14 protein-coding genes are annotated in these 14,610 nt (G+C 45.4%); 7 read left to right on the top strand and 7 right to left on the bottom strand.

Annotated features, from left to right (window positions below; translation table 11 throughout):
• Positions 1-166 precede the first annotated feature (166 nt).
• Both J8Z23_RS08135 and J8Z23_RS08130 read left to right on the top strand, forming a co-directional pair.
• Positions 167-547 carry a hypothetical protein gene (locus tag J8Z23_RS08135; RefSeq protein WP_005396203.1) on the top strand — a complete coding sequence of 127 codons (381 nt, stop codon included), beginning with the start codon at positions 167-169 and terminating at the stop codon, positions 545-547.
• Between the two features lie 47 nt (positions 548-594).
• Complete coding sequence (locus J8Z23_RS08130; protein WP_005396201.1) at positions 595-825, top strand: hypothetical protein; 231 nt, start codon at positions 595-597, stop codon at positions 823-825.
• Between the two features lie 90 nt (positions 826-915).
• On the opposite strand, the gene J8Z23_RS08125 is transcribed toward J8Z23_RS08130, so the two are convergent.
• Positions 916-1,737, bottom strand: a complete 822-nt coding sequence (locus tag J8Z23_RS08125; protein ID WP_012841839.1) for a sterol desaturase family protein — start codon at positions 1,735-1,737, stop codon at positions 916-918.
• Between the two features lie 149 nt (positions 1,738-1,886).
• On the opposite strand from J8Z23_RS08125, the gene J8Z23_RS08120 reads away from it, so the two are divergent.
• Together J8Z23_RS08120 and nagK are read left to right on the top strand one after the other, a co-directional pair.
• On the top strand, positions 1,887-2,636 hold the full coding sequence (locus J8Z23_RS08120) for a tRNA-uridine aminocarboxypropyltransferase (RefSeq protein ID WP_434635292.1): 750 nt from the start codon (positions 1,887-1,889) through the stop codon (positions 2,634-2,636).
• A gap of 173 nt (positions 2,637-2,809) precedes the next feature.
• The gene (nagK, locus tag J8Z23_RS08115) at positions 2,810-3,718 is read left to right on the top strand and encodes an N-acetylglucosamine kinase (RefSeq protein ID WP_434632892.1); all 909 of its coding nucleotides are present in this window, start codon (positions 2,810-2,812) and stop codon (positions 3,716-3,718) included.
• A gap of 208 nt (positions 3,719-3,926) precedes the next feature.
• Here nagK and J8Z23_RS08110 read toward each other — a convergent pair whose 3' ends face one another.
• The 6 genes from J8Z23_RS08110 to J8Z23_RS08085 all read right to left on the bottom strand — a co-directional run bounded on the left by J8Z23_RS08110 (position 3,927) and on the right by J8Z23_RS08085 (position 8,901).
• Positions 3,927-4,193, bottom strand: coding sequence for a DUF2960 domain-containing protein (locus J8Z23_RS08110; RefSeq protein ID WP_274015732.1), 267 nt, complete (start codon positions 4,191-4,193; stop codon positions 3,927-3,929).
• Positions 4,194-4,267: 74 nt separating this feature from the next.
• Positions 4,268-6,046: a bifunctional molybdopterin-guanine dinucleotide biosynthesis adaptor protein MobB/molybdopterin molybdotransferase MoeA gene (locus J8Z23_RS08105; RefSeq protein WP_434632890.1), complete on the bottom strand. Its 1,779-nt coding sequence runs from the start codon at positions 6,044-6,046 to the stop codon at positions 4,268-4,270.
• A complete protein-coding gene (mobA, locus tag J8Z23_RS08100) occupies positions 6,043-6,630 on the bottom strand; it encodes a molybdenum cofactor guanylyltransferase MobA (RefSeq protein WP_025534433.1) in 588 nt (195 codons plus the stop codon). The genes J8Z23_RS08105 and mobA overlap by 4 nt, the downstream gene beginning before the upstream one ends.
• Positions 6,608-7,327, bottom strand: a complete 720-nt coding sequence (locus tag J8Z23_RS08095; protein ID WP_005396189.1) for an energy-coupling factor ABC transporter ATP-binding protein — start codon at positions 7,325-7,327, stop codon at positions 6,608-6,610. Before J8Z23_RS08095 ends, mobA begins: the two co-directional genes overlap by 23 nt.
• Before the next feature lie 50 nt (positions 7,328-7,377).
• Positions 7,378-8,076: an ABC transporter permease gene (locus J8Z23_RS08090; RefSeq protein WP_005396188.1), complete on the bottom strand. Its 699-nt coding sequence runs from the start codon at positions 8,074-8,076 to the stop codon at positions 7,378-7,380.
• Positions 8,077-8,082: 6 nt separating this feature from the next.
• Positions 8,083-8,901 carry a substrate-binding domain-containing protein gene (locus J8Z23_RS08085; RefSeq protein ID WP_046875267.1) on the bottom strand — a complete coding sequence of 273 codons (819 nt, stop codon included), beginning with the start codon at positions 8,899-8,901 and terminating at the stop codon, positions 8,083-8,085.
• A gap of 333 nt (positions 8,902-9,234) precedes the next feature.
• On the opposite strand from J8Z23_RS08085, the gene J8Z23_RS08080 reads away from it, so the two are divergent.
• From J8Z23_RS08080 to J8Z23_RS08070, 3 genes are all read left to right on the top strand, one after another.
• A complete protein-coding gene (locus J8Z23_RS08080) occupies positions 9,235-10,686 on the top strand; it encodes a sigma-54-dependent transcriptional regulator (RefSeq protein ID WP_005396186.1) in 1,452 nt (483 codons plus the stop codon).
• Positions 10,676-12,715, top strand: a complete 2,040-nt coding sequence (locus J8Z23_RS08075) for a cache domain-containing protein (RefSeq protein WP_301659363.1) — start codon at positions 10,676-10,678, stop codon at positions 12,713-12,715. The genes J8Z23_RS08080 and J8Z23_RS08075 overlap by 11 nt, the downstream gene beginning before the upstream one ends.
• A gap of 217 nt (positions 12,716-12,932) precedes the next feature.
• Complete coding sequence (locus tag J8Z23_RS08070) at positions 12,933-14,525, top strand: ABC-F family ATPase (protein ID WP_012841837.1); 1,593 nt, start codon at positions 12,933-12,935, stop codon at positions 14,523-14,525.
• Positions 14,526-14,610 lie beyond the last annotated feature (85 nt).

Genomic DNA, 14,610 nt, shown 5'->3' with positions numbered 1-14,610 from the left:
TGCTTCTATCAGAAGCGAATAGATAAGGAAGAGCATCCGTTACTCTTCTTTCGCACGCCTCGTGTACGGTTTAAAGGTACTGTCGATCTCAAAAATCGCTATGAGATTACAAATGTTTAACTGACTTCTATATGCTTTGCGCATTCATTCAGATAAGGAAACGATAATGGATAAATTCGTCGTGTTTCTCTTATGCCTTTTTATGACAGTTGGCGGTGTGGTTCATCTTTATGACAACATTGCTAACGGTTTTTTGCCTTATGATTTTGCGCCACGCTGGTTGAATATTTATTGGAGCTCGTTGGGGCTGTTAGACTTACTAGCGGTGTATCTGTTGGTGAAGCACCGTCGTTCCGGATTAGTACTTATGCTATTGATTCTGACGACCAATGTTATTTTTAGCTCGCACGCTCACTATACATTAGAAATATTGGACAACAATGCCGCACTTCAAATGAAAACACTCTTTTTAGGTTTTTCATTCGGCGTATCTATCTGGTTATGGAACGCGCGTAAACATCGACAATCACGCCAGATATTTCGTTAACTTTCACTTTTCATCACTCAATTAAGGATAGTAAGCAGGGATTCGTTATGAACGATTTTAAAGACTTGGCCAGTTTCGCTGGTTTCAGCGTACTGACAGGTTTAAGCTTTGGTACCACTTTCTTCAGTCTGGCTTTTCTATACAGCTCAATAGAAGCACAACAAGCAATGAATACTAATGCTTTGGTGTGCACGGTGCTTGGTGTGGTTGGTTTATTTGTTGGTATTACTCAGTTAAACAAAAAACGTCAACTAACGGAGAGTGAATCCATTAGCTAGCATCGTAAGGATGAAGTGGTGTTTAACTGGTTGGTGTTTAGGTTTAGTCTATTCGCTTTGTTTACGCACTTCATCCACAAAAACTTTTCTTCAACTGTTGCGTCTTCTTCGGTTATAGCGAAAAGGTTGCGTTAACAGCTTGTCTAATCGTTGTTCTGCTTCATTCCTAATTTCCGGTATACCAATTACGACATCATCATGGCCAAGCTCAGGTTGAGCTCGATATGTCCCAAAAAGTCGATCCCAAACAGAAAGGAAGAAACCGAAATTCGAGTTGGTTTCTTTTGCTATCACGGAATGATGAACGCGATGCATGTCTGGCGTCACTATGACGTTTCGCAGTTTCTGATCCGCTGATAAAGCCAGTTTTGCATTACTGTGATTAAACATCGCACTGGCATTGAGCACTATTTCGAATACCACGATAGCGATAGGAGAAACGCCTAAGATAAATACAGTGGCAATTTTGACACCCATCGAGATGATGATTTCGATGGGATGAAAACGTGCGCCAGTAGTGACATCAATGTCGAGATCGGCATGGTGCATTCGATGAAGCTTCCACAGTGGCTTTACATAGTGAAAGACCACATGCTGAACGTAAATGACGAAATCAAGCAGAATAACCGCTAGAAGCACGTTTAACCAAGCGGGCAGGGAGAGCAAATTAAATAGTCCCCATTGTTGCTCCTGAGCGATAATTGCAGCTTGAAAGGCGGCGATAGGCATGACTAACGCAACAATCAAGCTATTCACAGCAACCAGTGATAAGTTATTGACCCAGCGAAACCCACGTGAAGCGGTAAGTGTTTTTCTCGGCAGTTTGTTTTCCCAAAGGGCACAAAGTAATAATACGCCGAGAAAAAAGCCTAATCTTATCCACGAGGGATCTTGAAACGTCGTTTCTGTCACTGTCATTTCCTTATTTATTACTTTATCTATGACCGAGGTAAGGGTGAAATTATTTCAACAAACAGTAAGGTGCGTTGAAGGGCTTATCTTGAGGCGAAACCATAATGTCAGTAGAATCGCGCTCTACTTTTTACTTGGCATTACTTACCATGAGAATTCACGCTTTCCACCGTTTATATCAGTACCGACAATCTATCTCAACCAAGCCTTTCAACGCGCGTGGATGTAAAGTGGTTCGTTGCCAATATTGCCAGGTTTCTGAGCAACACTGTTTGTGCGATCTTCAGCCAAACATCAAGACTAATATTGCATGTATGTTGATTGTTTCTGAAAACGAAGTATTTAAACCAAGTAATACCGGTCGCCTAATTGCTGATACGATTCAAGAGACTTACGTGTATCAATGGAATCGAACAGAACCGTCTGAGGATATGCTGGAGCTATTACAGGATGACAACTACCAACCAGTGATTGTATTTCCTGCAGACTATGTGGATGACCCATCTCGTTTAATTGAAGATCTGGAGCCTGTGCGATTAATAAACGAAGAGGCTCAGAACAAAAAATGGTTGCTGATCTTTATTGATGGTAGCTGGCGTGAGGCACGAAAGATATTCCGTCGTTCTGATTTTCTTAAATCTTTGCCTGTGCTTTCTATCGAGCCAGAATCTCTGTCTGAATACATCATGCGCCGTTCTGAGAATGAGCAGCATCTTTCAACCGCCGAAGTCGCGACGTTAGTTTTGAAACAAGCCGGTGAGAATAAAGCATCGGAATGCCTTCAGTTGTGGTTTGAAGCCTTTAGAGAAACCTACATGTTGACCAAGACCCGAGTCAAAAACGATCCCAACCGACCGCATTTAAAACGTTTCAAAGAGTGGGTGAAAACCGAGAGCTGACTCTAAGGAATGAACTTTTGTTGATGGCATGTTGTTCAACTGGCTGCGGTGAGGGGATAAATCTGCATTCGGTCACGGTTTGCAGGCGTACAGATATGGATAATGCCACTAGTTTATACTTTTGACTCCAGCCATTTTTGGAGTCGTTTAAGCATTTTTTAGGAGAGAAATACATGTATTACGGCTTTGATGTCGGTGGCACTAAAATTGAATTTGGTGCATTTAACGAGAAGCTTGAGCGTGTAGCGACGGAACGTGTACCTACACCAACAGACAACTACGAGCTGCTGGTTGATACCATTGCGGAATTGGTTAACAAATACGATGCAGAGTTTGGTTGCGAAGGTACCATTGGTATTGGTCTACCAGGTATGGAAGACGCCGATGATGCAACGGTATTAACGGTTAACGTTCCTGCGGCGAAAGGCAAACCACTGCGCGCGGACCTTGAAGCGAAAATCGGTCGCAGCGTAAAGATTGAGAACGATGCGAACTGTTTTGCGCTATCAGAAGCATGGGACGAAGAGCTTCAAGATGAGCCTTCTGTTCTTGGTTTGATCCTAGGTACTGGCTTTGGTGGCGGTTTTATCTACGATGGTAAAGTTTTCTCTGGCCGTAACCACGTAGCAGGTGAGGTGGGCCATACTCGTTTACCTATCGATGCTTGGTTCCACTTAGGCGAAAACGCACCTCTGTTGGGCTGTGGTTGTGACAAAAAGGGGTGTTTAGACAGTTACCTTTCTGGTCGAGGCTTCGAGCTTCTGTATGCCCATTACTACGGTGAAGAGAAGAAAGCGATCGACATTATTAAAGCGCACGCAGAAGGTGAAGCGAAAGCCGTCGAGCACGTTGAGCGTTTTATGGAGTTGCTGGCTATCTGTTTTGCAAACATCTTTACAGCGACTGACCCACATGTTGTTGTGCTGGGTGGTGGTCTTTCAAACTTCGAATTGATTTATGAAGAGATGCCAAAACGCATCCCTAAACACTTATTGTCTGTGGCTAAGTGTCCTAAGATCATCAAAGCAAAACACGGTGATTCAGGTGGTGTACGTGGCGCTGCGTTCCTAAACATCAAGTAGTGACTGAAAGCAACCTTACTCGATATAAAGTAAGAAGAAATTTAAAGCCCCGTTTAGACCATCAAGGTAAAATGGGGCTTTTTACTTATATATCGAAGTAACTCATATACCTAAGTAATTTCGGTATGCTCGGGTATAGAGCACGAACAAAAATAGCATGTATAAAAAAACTCGCGACGAATCGCGAGTTTTCTGTTTGTAGCTAAGCTTATTTATTCTTTTTACCTACGCCTAGGTTTTCTTTTTGAGCTAGGGTAATTTTGCTAAAGCCTAATTTTCTGAAGTAGTTGTCGCGGTAGTTGCGCACTGCTTTAGTGTCAGACACTGCTTCGATTTGTTGCTCCATCTTTAGGAACTCAGTGATATCGATACCTTCTGCTTCTGCAACCGCTTCTTGAATGTTGCGGTGCTGCTGGTATGAGAACGTCAGTTCTTTGTCTTGGTTTTTGTAAGTGTAAAGAATGGTGCGAGCCATAGCTGTCTCTCTGAAAAGGTTTCTGTATTAAACAAAAAGGCCAGACTCGCTGACCTTTGAATTTCTAGTTTGGGCTAGATTCTGCCTTGAAGTGGGATAATTGTCACGCTTTCTCCGGCTTTTACTGTATCAATAGCTGGGGAGATTTCGATCAAACAGTTTGCCTCACTCATTGAGCGCAAAATACCAGAGCCTTGCTTGCCTGTTGTACGAACGGTTAAACGGCCAGTGTTATCCAGTTCATAGATTCCTCGACTAAACTCGGTACGACCTTGTCGAGAGCGAAGATTCTCAGTCGCGATGGCATTCACTTTCAGAGGCTTCCAGCCTTGTTCGCCTTGCATCTTACGCAGTGCAGGCTCGACAAAGTTAATGAAAGAGACCATCACGGCAACAGGGTTGCCCGGCAGACCAAAGAACGGCTTGTTGTTGATTTGACCAAACGCTAGTGGCCGTCCCGGACGCATGTTGATTCGCCAAAAATCGATTTGACCAAGTTTATCCAAGGCAAGTTTGATGTAATCCGCATCACCAACGGATACGCCACCAGAAGTCATAACCACGTCCGCTTGCGCCGATGCGTTTTCCAACGCTTCAATCATTAACTGTTCGTTGTCTTCCAGAATACCGAAATCCAAGATCTCGCAGCCGAGCTTTTCAAGCATGCCCATGATGGTAAAACGGTTGGAATCGTAGATAGAATTCGCTTTTTGCTCTGTTCCCGGCGCTTGTACTTCGTCACCAGTGGAGAACACGGCAACTTTCAATTTGCGGAACACATTCGCTTCACTAAAACCGAGAGAAGCGATCATGCCCATTTCTGGAGAGGCTAGGCGAGTGCCTGCGGTAAAGACGTCACTGCCGATAGCGAGATCTTCACCTGCTTGACGAACGTTTTGGCCTGCTTTGATATTCGAACCGTTAAAGGTGACCTTGTCACCTTCTTGAGAGGCTCGCTCACGCATGACCACTGTGTCGCCGTTAAGTGGTGTTGGTGCGCCGGTCATGATCTTCACCGCTTGACCAACTTCTAGAGGCTGATCGTAAGCATGGCCCGCCATCACTTCAGCAACCACTTGGTAGCTATCGCGGTCAACATCATCACTGCGGATGGCGTAACCGTCCATCGCGGAGTTGGTGTATTGCGGCACATTTACTGGTGAAATGATATGTTCCGCGAGAACGCGGCCATAGGCGTTTTCAATCTTGCATGCTTCTATTTCCGAAACCGTGTTCACCAAAGAAAGGATTTTTTCTTGGCCTTGAACCACTGAAAGGAAAGCCGGAGAAAGAGTGTCGCAACATGCGGCGTCTTTCTCTTTAGATTTTGGTGCTTTTGCATCTTGAACGTATTGAAGAACAAATTGAGCGATGGCATCTAAATCATTGATGTTCATTTGTGGCAGTTCAGAGTCCAACTCCGCACTGTCGGAAGCGATAGCAATGATGTTTTCATCGTGAGGGTAAAGCCAAGGCTTACCCACTTCTTCACGGTGCAATTCAATTTTAGGAAACGCGATGTTTTTACAGCCTTCGACCAAAACTACATCGAGGTTGTCTTCATCAAAACGTGTTAATAGGTATTCAAACTCTGCTTCGGCTTCTGGCGTTTCTGTCATTAACGCAAAACGGTTGCGAGAAGCAATCAGCATTTGAGAGGCGCCAGCTTTGCGTAAACGGTAGCTGTCTTTACCCGGCTTATCGACATCGAAGTTGTGGTGCGCATGTTTTAGCATGCCAATGCGTAAACCTGCTTCAGTCAGCTTTGGCAATAGGGCTTCAAGTAGCGTGGTTTTGCCTGTGCCTGAATAAGCCGCAAAACCAAGAATAGGAATGTTTAGCGTGTGTTTCATGATTCTAATTGTCCAAATTGCGCCAGTTCTTCCGGAGTGTTCAAGTTGACGAAACAGTTTGGTGAGTCGCTAAAGTCAACGTAACTGGTGTTGCACTCTTTGTAGAGCAGAATGATTTTGCGGTCGCCACGTTCTAAAAATGCGGTGAGTTTTGGCAGTACGCGCTTGTGGTAGAGCGTAAAAACAGGTTGCTGATGGTCACCATCATGAGCGACCAAAATATCACTGTCTTCTTTGGCGGCTTGGCAGAAACGCTCGACAAGGTCGGTGTTAATTTGTGGGCTATCGCAAGGTACAAATCCAACCCAGTCAGTTTCAGCATGCATCAAACCCGCGTGAATACCGCCCATAGGCCCAGGGAAATCTTTGAATTGATCACTAAATACGAAACCAAATTTGCTGTACGCATCTTGGTTTCGGTTGGCATTAATTAAAATGCGTGGTGTTTGTGGAGATAAACGTTCAATAACGTGTTCGATGAGTGGCTTCTGATTTAATTCAATCAGACCTTTATCTTTTCCACCCATACGGCTGGCTTGGCCACCAGCCAAAATGACCCAACTAGTTTGTGTTGGTTGAAGCATATGCATTCTCTTGGGATGTTTCTTTTGGTATGACATACAACAGAGGAGACTCTATCAAAGTCTTGTCTTTAATCCACCACTGTTTTTTACATAAGTCGGTCAGTGCGTTGGTTTGATGGCTTGTCACCACAATACTGGAACCACGATCCAAAAGATCTTTCGCCATCACCACCAATCGTTCAATGGATTCTTGGTCTAAAGACGCACTTGGCTCATCCATCAATAAAATCGACGGTTTTAAGATCCAAGCCCTTGCCATGGCAACGCGCTGTTTTTCACCGCCGGACAACACGGAAATATGTTCGTCCGCTAAGGTTTCTAAACCTACCATGCGTAGTGCGTGAATAACTTGAGCTCGCTTATCTTTTGGTGTGTCTTGTTGATATTTCACGCCATAGACTACGTTCTCATAAACAGTGCCGTCAAAAAGGTAAGGAGATTGATGAAGATAAATCACATCGACACGACCATTGCGACGCGTCAGTCTTTTCAGCCACGTATCTTTTGGCGCAACAACATCGCCAGTAGAAGGTTTGAGCAAGCCGGCAAGGATTTTGAGTAGGGTAGTTTTGCCCACACCATTGTCCCCCTTGAGATAAATGGCATCATTTGGGCCGATGGCTAACTCAGGGATGTGGAAAAGCACACGCTCTTTAAAGCGCATGGATAACTGCTCGGCGGTGATTTTTATAGTCATAATGCGCCTCTACATGGGGTTAATGGTGAGTCGTTTGTTTGCTTCATGTTCTATGTTCTGAGGTAGCCTTTGCCTCTCATGCTTGATAAGAAGAAGTTTAGTGCCAACGCTAAAGATAGTAATACAATTCCTAATGCAACTCCTTGCGCAAAAGCACCTTTGCTGCTTTCCATTGCGATAGCGGTCGGAATATTGCGCGTTACGCCCATAATGTTTCCGCCTACCATCATTGAGCAGCCCACCTCGGTTACGATACGTGAGAACCCTGCAATGATAGCTGCGAGTAGAGGAAAGCGGGTTTCCCAAATCATCGTAGCGGCCACGCGCGGAATGGAGACGCCTAGCGTGATGGCAGTTTCCACAGCGCGACGGTCGCTAGATTGCAATGCACCATGCATCATCGATACCAAAACAGGGAAACAGATCACCATTTGGCCGAAAATCATCGCCTTCTGAGTGAACAGCATTTGCCAGTCTCCCCAAGGGCCAGCGCGCGACAGCAACATGTACAGCAACAGGCCAATCACGACGGTAGGGACCGCTTGCAGCGTATTCACGATCGACAACAAAAACCATTTGCCGCGAAAGTCGGTATACGCCAGTACAAAGGACATCAAAATAGCCGGCAATACCACTAAGGATATTGCCGTGATAGAAACACTAAAGGAGACCGCAACGATCTCCCATAGGTCTGCATCAAAATTCACCAGTAAGCGAAGCGCTTCCAGTGTTGTATCAGCAAGATTCATATTGCGTTATTTGCTCTCAGCATTCGCAACAAACAGTTGTTTACCGTTCAGGCGGAAACCATTGATAAGTTCCTGACCGCGAGGGTTCACCAACCAATCACTGAAAGCTTTCGCGCCTTGGTAGTTGATTGTTGGGTAACGCTCAGGGTTAACAAGAATAACTTGGTACGGGTTAAACAGTTTTTCATCGCCTTGGAACAGAATTTCTAGATCCAACTTGTTTTGGTAAGCCAACCATGTACCGCGGTCTGACATTGTGTAGCCTTGCATTTCAGACGCCATGTTCAGAGTTGGGCCCATACCTTGACCTACGCTGCGGTAACCGCCAAAGTTTGGTTCGATTTTAGTTTGAGCCCAGAAGCCCATTTCTTTTTTGTGCGTACCAGAATCATCGCCGCGAGAGATGAACGTTGCGTTTTTGTTTGCGATCTCTTTGAATACATCTAACACGCCTTCGTCATTTTTGATTTTTGCTGGGTCAGCTTTCGGGCCAACAATTACAAAGTCGTTATACATCAGTTTACGAGGTAGAACGCCGTAGCCTTTCTCAACGAATGTGCCTTCGGCTTTTGGTGCGTGTGTCATCACCAAATCTACGTCACCGTTTTCGCCCATTTTTAAGGCCTTGCCAGTACCCGCAGCGATAACATCGACTTTGTAGCCCGTGTCTTTCTCAAATTGTGGAAGCAGGTAATCAAGTAACCCTGAATGGTAAGTACTGGTAGTGGTTGCTAGGCGAACGTGCTCGCCATCTTGAGCGGAAAACGCAGAGTAACTTACAAGCGTGATTGACGTCGCAGCCAGAGTTAGCGCAATTTTTTTCATTTTTATGTGTTCCTTTCCAATGATTCTTTGGCTTTTCTCCCGATGCATTGGGAGAGGCCTCTTGGGCGAGAGCGATTAGTTCAAAGTGCAAGTTGTCTTAGGGTGTTGGAATAACAAACACCAACATCCTGAGATCACTTGAATACGCCCTGTAGCCACCTTATAGCAAACAAGATGCCAACCTTTTACAAGCGAAAAGTGCTCGATTTATGCACTAAATCATGGGGTTATTTGCACAAAAGTTTGCGTTGGTACAAAATGTCGCACTTTTTGTAGGGTATCTCTGTTTAAACTTGGTACACTCTGTCCCATCCGAAGCCATCTGGGGTAAATATGTCTACTCAATCCCATATTAGTACAAACCAACAATATAACGCCTTTTCCGTACTGGTCGTTGATGATGAATTGGGCATGCAAGCCATTTTGAAAAAGGCATTGGGGAAGCTTTTCTCACATGTCGACACTGCTGGCAGCATCGAAGAAGCAGAGCAACTGCGTAATTCTCGACATTATGATCTGATTTTACTGGATATTAATCTGCCGGGGCGCTCTGGGATTGAGTGGGAAGAAGCGTTTGAAGATGACGACAAACGTGCCGATGTGATCTTCATGACGGGCTATGCGGATTTAGAGATTGCTATTCGCGCACTTCAACTTGGTGCTTCTGACTTTATCCTCAAGCCCTTCAACCTTGAGCAGATGCTAAAAGCGGTCAGCCGCTGTATGGATCGCCGTTTGAACGAGCGCATGCAGTACGCCATGAAGCGCGATTACCAACGTCACAATACCTCCGAGATCATCGGTGGTTCAGAAAAAACGCGTCAGCTTAAGCAGCTTATTAACCAGTTTGCACCGTCGCGTGCTTCTGTTTTGGTCGAAGGTGAGTCGGGTACGGGTAAAGAGCTGGTTGCGCGAGGTATTCACCAAGCGAGTGGGCGAACGGGCCCATTTGTGCCAATCAACTGTGGCGCCATTGCGCCAGAACTACTTGAAAGTGAGTTATTTGGTCATACATCGGGGGCGTTTACCGGTGCGAAAAAATCTCGTGAAGGTTTGTTCCGTGTTGCGAACGGTGGCACCTTGTTCCTCGATGAAATCGGGGAAATGCCACTTGCAATGCAAGCGTCGCTGTTACGCGTTTTGGAGCAGCGTACTATCCGTCCTGTTGGTTCAGAAAAAGAAATCAGCATTGATGTCCGTATTGTTGCAGCAACCAACCGAAACCTTCAAGAAGAGGTCAATCAAGGCAACTTCCGCAGTGACCTGTATTACCGTTTGAATGTGCTCAAAATCGAAGTGTGTCCGCTGCGAGAGCGCAAAACCGACTTATTTGAGTTAGTGCCATTTTTCAGCAACATGCTGACGCGGGAGCTTGGTATGCCTGCGCCAAAATGGGCGCACGAGGACATGGAAGCCATGAGTGAGTACGATTGGCCGGGAAACATTCGTGAGCTTAAAAACTTGATTGAGCGATGCATTTTGCTTGGCAAACCGCCTGCGCATTATTGGCGGGAGCTAAATGGTGGACACTCATTGCCTAATGTGTCGATTACTGTTTCTCACTCTGCTGAACTACCGACATTTAAAGAAGGTAGAGAGTTCACCGGTGAGGGGTATCCAAACAACTGGACTCTGAAAGAAGTCGAAAAAGCGCATATAAAACAGGTCGTTAATTTGCACGAAGGCAACAAGTCAGCCGCTGCTCGTGACTTAGGCGTTGCGCGTAAGACCTTAGAACGTAAGTATAAAGAATGGGATTCTGAGGATGAGGAATATGCCGACTAACGGCCCGCAGCACAAAGGATTGTCGAAATGGACGCACCGTTTTAAAACCATGGTGCGTTATCGCTTATTATTTTTAACCTCCGCACCTATCTTTCTGACTTTGATAGCCCTGATCGGGATTACCATTTATTGGTCCATCCATTATACGTGGCAAAATGCACTGCTTGATGTTTCTGAGCGTCTTGGTGTTGCGAATAACAGCGTAACGTTGTTACAACAAAAGCAATCGAATTACGTACGTGCGTTTGCTGACTCATACGATTTTCGTATTCGCATCAATCAAGGGATACCACAAGATGAGCTGCAAAAGTGGGTCACTGAGCAGAAGAAAAGATATGCTTTAGATTTTCTCTCTTTCCAACGCGTCAACTCGATGGAAAACAAATTCCGCTTTATGGATCTCACTAAGCGAGAATCGTTTTTTGATGTACTCAATAAAGAAGAACTCGAACGCCTCGATCCTGAACTCGCCAAACGAGCAGAAGTGCCTATTCTTGCTGATGGAGACAGGGAGGCGCGTGGGTTAGTCAGTCGAACCGTGATTCCTGTGTATAGCCAAACGAATGATTTGATCGGCTTTCTTGATGGTGGTTTGCTTCTCAATAACAGCACCGTATTGGTAGATCAAATTCGCGACTTAATCTATCTCAGCGATAATGATCGCCTTCGTCCGGTTGGCACATTGACCGTATTTCTTGATGATTTGCGTGTAAGCACCAACGTCCCTCTAGACAGCGAGCATAGGTTAGGGCGCGCCATAGGCACTCGCGTGAGCGCAGAAGTGTATAACCAAGTACTTTCAAAAGGTGAGCAGTGGGTTGACCGAGCCTATGTGTATGACGCTTGGTATATTACGGCGTATCAACCGATCAAAGACCAATACGACAATGTTATTGGTATGCTTTATACGGGTTACCTAATGTGGCCATTCGTTAAAGCCTACATGACCAACATTGCCGAAATTAGCTTGATTACGGTTATGTTATTGCTGGTTTCCGGCGTGATGGTATATCGCGGTTCTTATGATCTGTTTCGACCGATCGAACGCATCCATAAAGTGGTGAAGCAGGTCCAACAAGGTAAAGAAAAACGGATTGGTCCGTTGGGATTGGATGCCGATCATGAACTTGCGCAGTTAGCCAGACAGTTTGATGATATGTTAGACGCGCTAGAAGAGCGCAAAATCGAACTGAAGAACTCCGCAGCACAACTTGAATGCAAAGTTCAAGAGCGCACAGCAAGCCTTAGAGAAAAAACCCAAGATTTAGAGCTGCATATTCAATTGCTTAACCAAACCCGCGACAAACTCGTTGTTCATGAAAAACTGGCAGCACTGGGAGAACTCACCGCGGGGATTGCTCACGAAATTAATAACCCAACCGCCGTGATCCTTGGCAACGTGGAGTTGATCCACTTTGAGTTGGGTGACGATGCAAGTCGAGTACAAGAAGAGATTGATGCGATTCACGCGCAAATCGACCGTATTCGCAATATCACGCGCAGTTTATTGCAATACAGTCGCCAAGGTGGTGTTCAAGATGAAATCACTTGGCAACATGTCAATCCTATCATTGATGAAAGCATCACCTTGGTTAAAACGGGCACCAAGAAACGCGACGTCGAGTTTGTGACTGATCTACAAGCGCATACGTCCGTTGAGATAAACCGTCACCACTTGCTACAAATCTTAGTTAATTTGCAAATGAATGCCATTCACGCAATGAACGGCAAAGGCACGTTAACCGTAGTCAGTGAAGACTGGATTGACGAGGGCGAAGTGAAAGGAGCCGCGATTCATGTTATTGACGAGGGTTGCGGTATTAAGCCAGAAAACTTGAATCGAATCTTCTCACCATTTTACACGACGAAGCGAGAGGGTACTGGATTGGGACTGTCGGTCTCTCAAAGTATCCTCAGCCAAACGGGTGGTGAGCTAAAAGCCGAGTCGGAATGGGGAAAGGGCAGTAAATTCAGTATTTATTTACCTAAAAAAGCCGAGCTGATCCTAGAGGTGACGAATATCGCTTAGTCACTTGTTGTAAGCATTACGGAAGAAAGAGCCAGTTATAATACTGGCTCTTTTTTGTATTCAATGACGCATTTGTGCTTGAGCTTTTTGCTTTGAAGAAGCACTGCGATGGTTTCACTAGCGATGAATTAATAAAAACAACACTTGCAGTATGTAGCATGAACAAGTACCGTTGCCCGGTTTTTCTAAATACACCCCAATTGCTAAGGTAAAGGTTTTGATCTCCACAGCGAATATTACTCAACAATTCGGCGCTAAGCCGCTATTCGAAAACATTTCAGTTAAGTTCGGCGAAGGTAATCGCTACGGCTTAATTGGAGCTAACGGTTGTGGTAAATCAACCTTTATGAAGATCCTCAGCGGCGAGCTTGAGCAAACCAGCGGTAACGTGAGTTACGATCCAAACGAGCGCGTTGCAAAACTAAACCAGGACCAGTTCGCTTACGAAGAATTTACGGTAATCGATACCGTTATCATGGGTCATAAAGAGCTATGGGAAGTGAAGAAAGAGCGTGACCGTATCTACTCACTTGCTGAAATGAGTGAAGAAGACGGCATGAAAGTGGCTGACCTAGAAGTTCAGTTTGCGGAAATGGACGGCTACATGGCAGAAGCCAAAGCGGGCGAGCTTCTTCTTGCGGTGGGTATTCCAATGGAGCAGCACTTCGGCCTAATGAGCGAAGTGGCGCCGGGCTGGAAACTTCGTGTGCTTCTAGCGCAAGTTCTATTCGCAGACCCAGACGTTATGCTGCTTGACGAACCTACCAACAACTTGGACATGGATACTATCCGTTGGTTGGAAGACACGCTAAATGCGCGTAACTGCACCATGATCATCATCTCGCACGACCGCCACTTCCTAAACTCAGTATGTACGCACATGGCGGACTTGGATTACGGTGAACTGCGCATTTACCCAGGTAACTATGATGAGTACATGACAGCAGCTTCGCAAGCTCGTGAACGTCTATTAAACGACAACGCGAAGAAGAAAGCACAAATTGCTGAGCTACAAACGTTCGTTGCACGTTTCTCAGCAAACGCATCGAAAGCAAAACAAGCGACATCTCGTGCTAAGCAAATCGACAAGATCAAACTGGATGAAGTTAAAGCGTCTAGCCGTCAAAACCCATTCATTCGTTTCGAACAGTCGAAAGAGCTGTTCCGTAACGCTCTGATTGTTGAAAACCTAAGCCAAGGATTCGAAGAGGACTTGTTCTCAGACTTCAATGCAATTTTTGAAGTGGGTGAGCGCGTTGCGATCATCGGTGAGAACGGTGTGGGTAAAACAACACTTCTAAACACGCTTGCTGGTGTGCTTGAACCGCGTGCGGGTGAGTACAAATGGTCTGAAAACTCAAACATCGGTTACTACGCGCAAGACCACGCGCATGACTTTGCAGAAGACATGAACCTAACGGATTGGATGGGTCAATGGCGTCAAGAAGGTGATGACGAGCAAGTCGTTCGTGGTTTCCTTGGTCGTATGCTGTTTGGTCAAGACGACATTAAAAAGTCAGTAAAAGTACTGTCTGGTGGTGAGCAAGGTCGTATGCTGCTTGGTAAGCTGATGATGCACAAGCCAAACATGCTGCTAATGGACGAACCTACCAACCACATGGATATGGAATCGATTGAATCTTTGAACACCGCGCTTGAGCAATACAAAGGCACGTTGTTCTTCGTATCTCACGACCGTGTATTCGTAGACTCGCTAGCAACGCGTATTATCGAAATCCGCGATGGCAAGATCACGGACTTCAAAGGCACGTACTCTGAGTTCCTAAAATCTCGTGGCGTTGACGCGTAATTACTCGCAAAGCGTTTAAAAAGCAAAAGCCTCGCTATTTAGCGAGGCTTTTTATATTGGTCTTAATCCTTAAACTGACCGGTTA

Source organism: Vibrio sp. SCSIO 43086, assembly GCF_051132235.1.
Lineage (GTDB): Bacteria > Pseudomonadota > Gammaproteobacteria > Enterobacterales > Vibrionaceae > Vibrio > Vibrio diabolicus.
The sequence above is the reverse complement of the archived record's forward strand: the minus strand, read 5'-3'. Positions and strand labels throughout refer to the sequence as shown.

What these genes read in the sequence shown, in the direction of transcription:
- J8Z23_RS08135 (WP_005396203.1), top strand. Translation starts at nt 167, where the DNA reads ATGGATAAATTCGTCGTGTTTCTCTTATGCCTTTTTATGACAGTTGGC.
- J8Z23_RS08130 (WP_005396201.1), top strand. Translation starts at nt 595, where the DNA reads ATGAACGATTTTAAAGACTTGGCCAGTTTCGCTGGTTTCAGCGTACTG.
- J8Z23_RS08120 (WP_434635292.1), top strand. Translation starts at nt 1,887, where the DNA reads ATGAGAATTCACGCTTTCCACCGTTTATATCAGTACCGACAATCTATC.
- nagK (WP_434632892.1), top strand. Translation starts at nt 2,810, where the DNA reads ATGTATTACGGCTTTGATGTCGGTGGCACTAAAATTGAATTTGGTGCA.
- J8Z23_RS08110 (WP_274015732.1), bottom strand. Translation starts at nt 4,193, where the DNA reads ATGGCTCGCACCATTCTTTACACTTACAAAAACCAAGACAAAGAACTG.
- J8Z23_RS08105 (WP_434632890.1), bottom strand. Translation starts at nt 6,046, where the DNA reads ATGAAACACACGCTAAACATTCCTATTCTTGGTTTTGCGGCTTATTCA.
- mobA (WP_025534433.1), bottom strand. Translation starts at nt 6,630, where the DNA reads ATGCTTCAACCAACACAAACTAGTTGGGTCATTTTGGCTGGTGGCCAA.
- J8Z23_RS08095 (WP_005396189.1), bottom strand. Translation starts at nt 7,327, where the DNA reads ATGACTATAAAAATCACCGCCGAGCAGTTATCCATGCGCTTTAAAGAG.
- J8Z23_RS08090 (WP_005396188.1), bottom strand. Translation starts at nt 8,076, where the DNA reads ATGAATCTTGCTGATACAACACTGGAAGCGCTTCGCTTACTGGTGAAT.
- J8Z23_RS08085 (WP_046875267.1), bottom strand. Translation starts at nt 8,901, where the DNA reads ATGAAAAAAATTGCGCTAACTCTGGCTGCGACGTCAATCACGCTTGTA.
- J8Z23_RS08080 (WP_005396186.1), top strand. Translation starts at nt 9,235, where the DNA reads ATGTCTACTCAATCCCATATTAGTACAAACCAACAATATAACGCCTTT.
- J8Z23_RS08075 (WP_301659363.1), top strand. Translation starts at nt 10,676, where the DNA reads ATGCCGACTAACGGCCCGCAGCACAAAGGATTGTCGAAATGGACGCAC.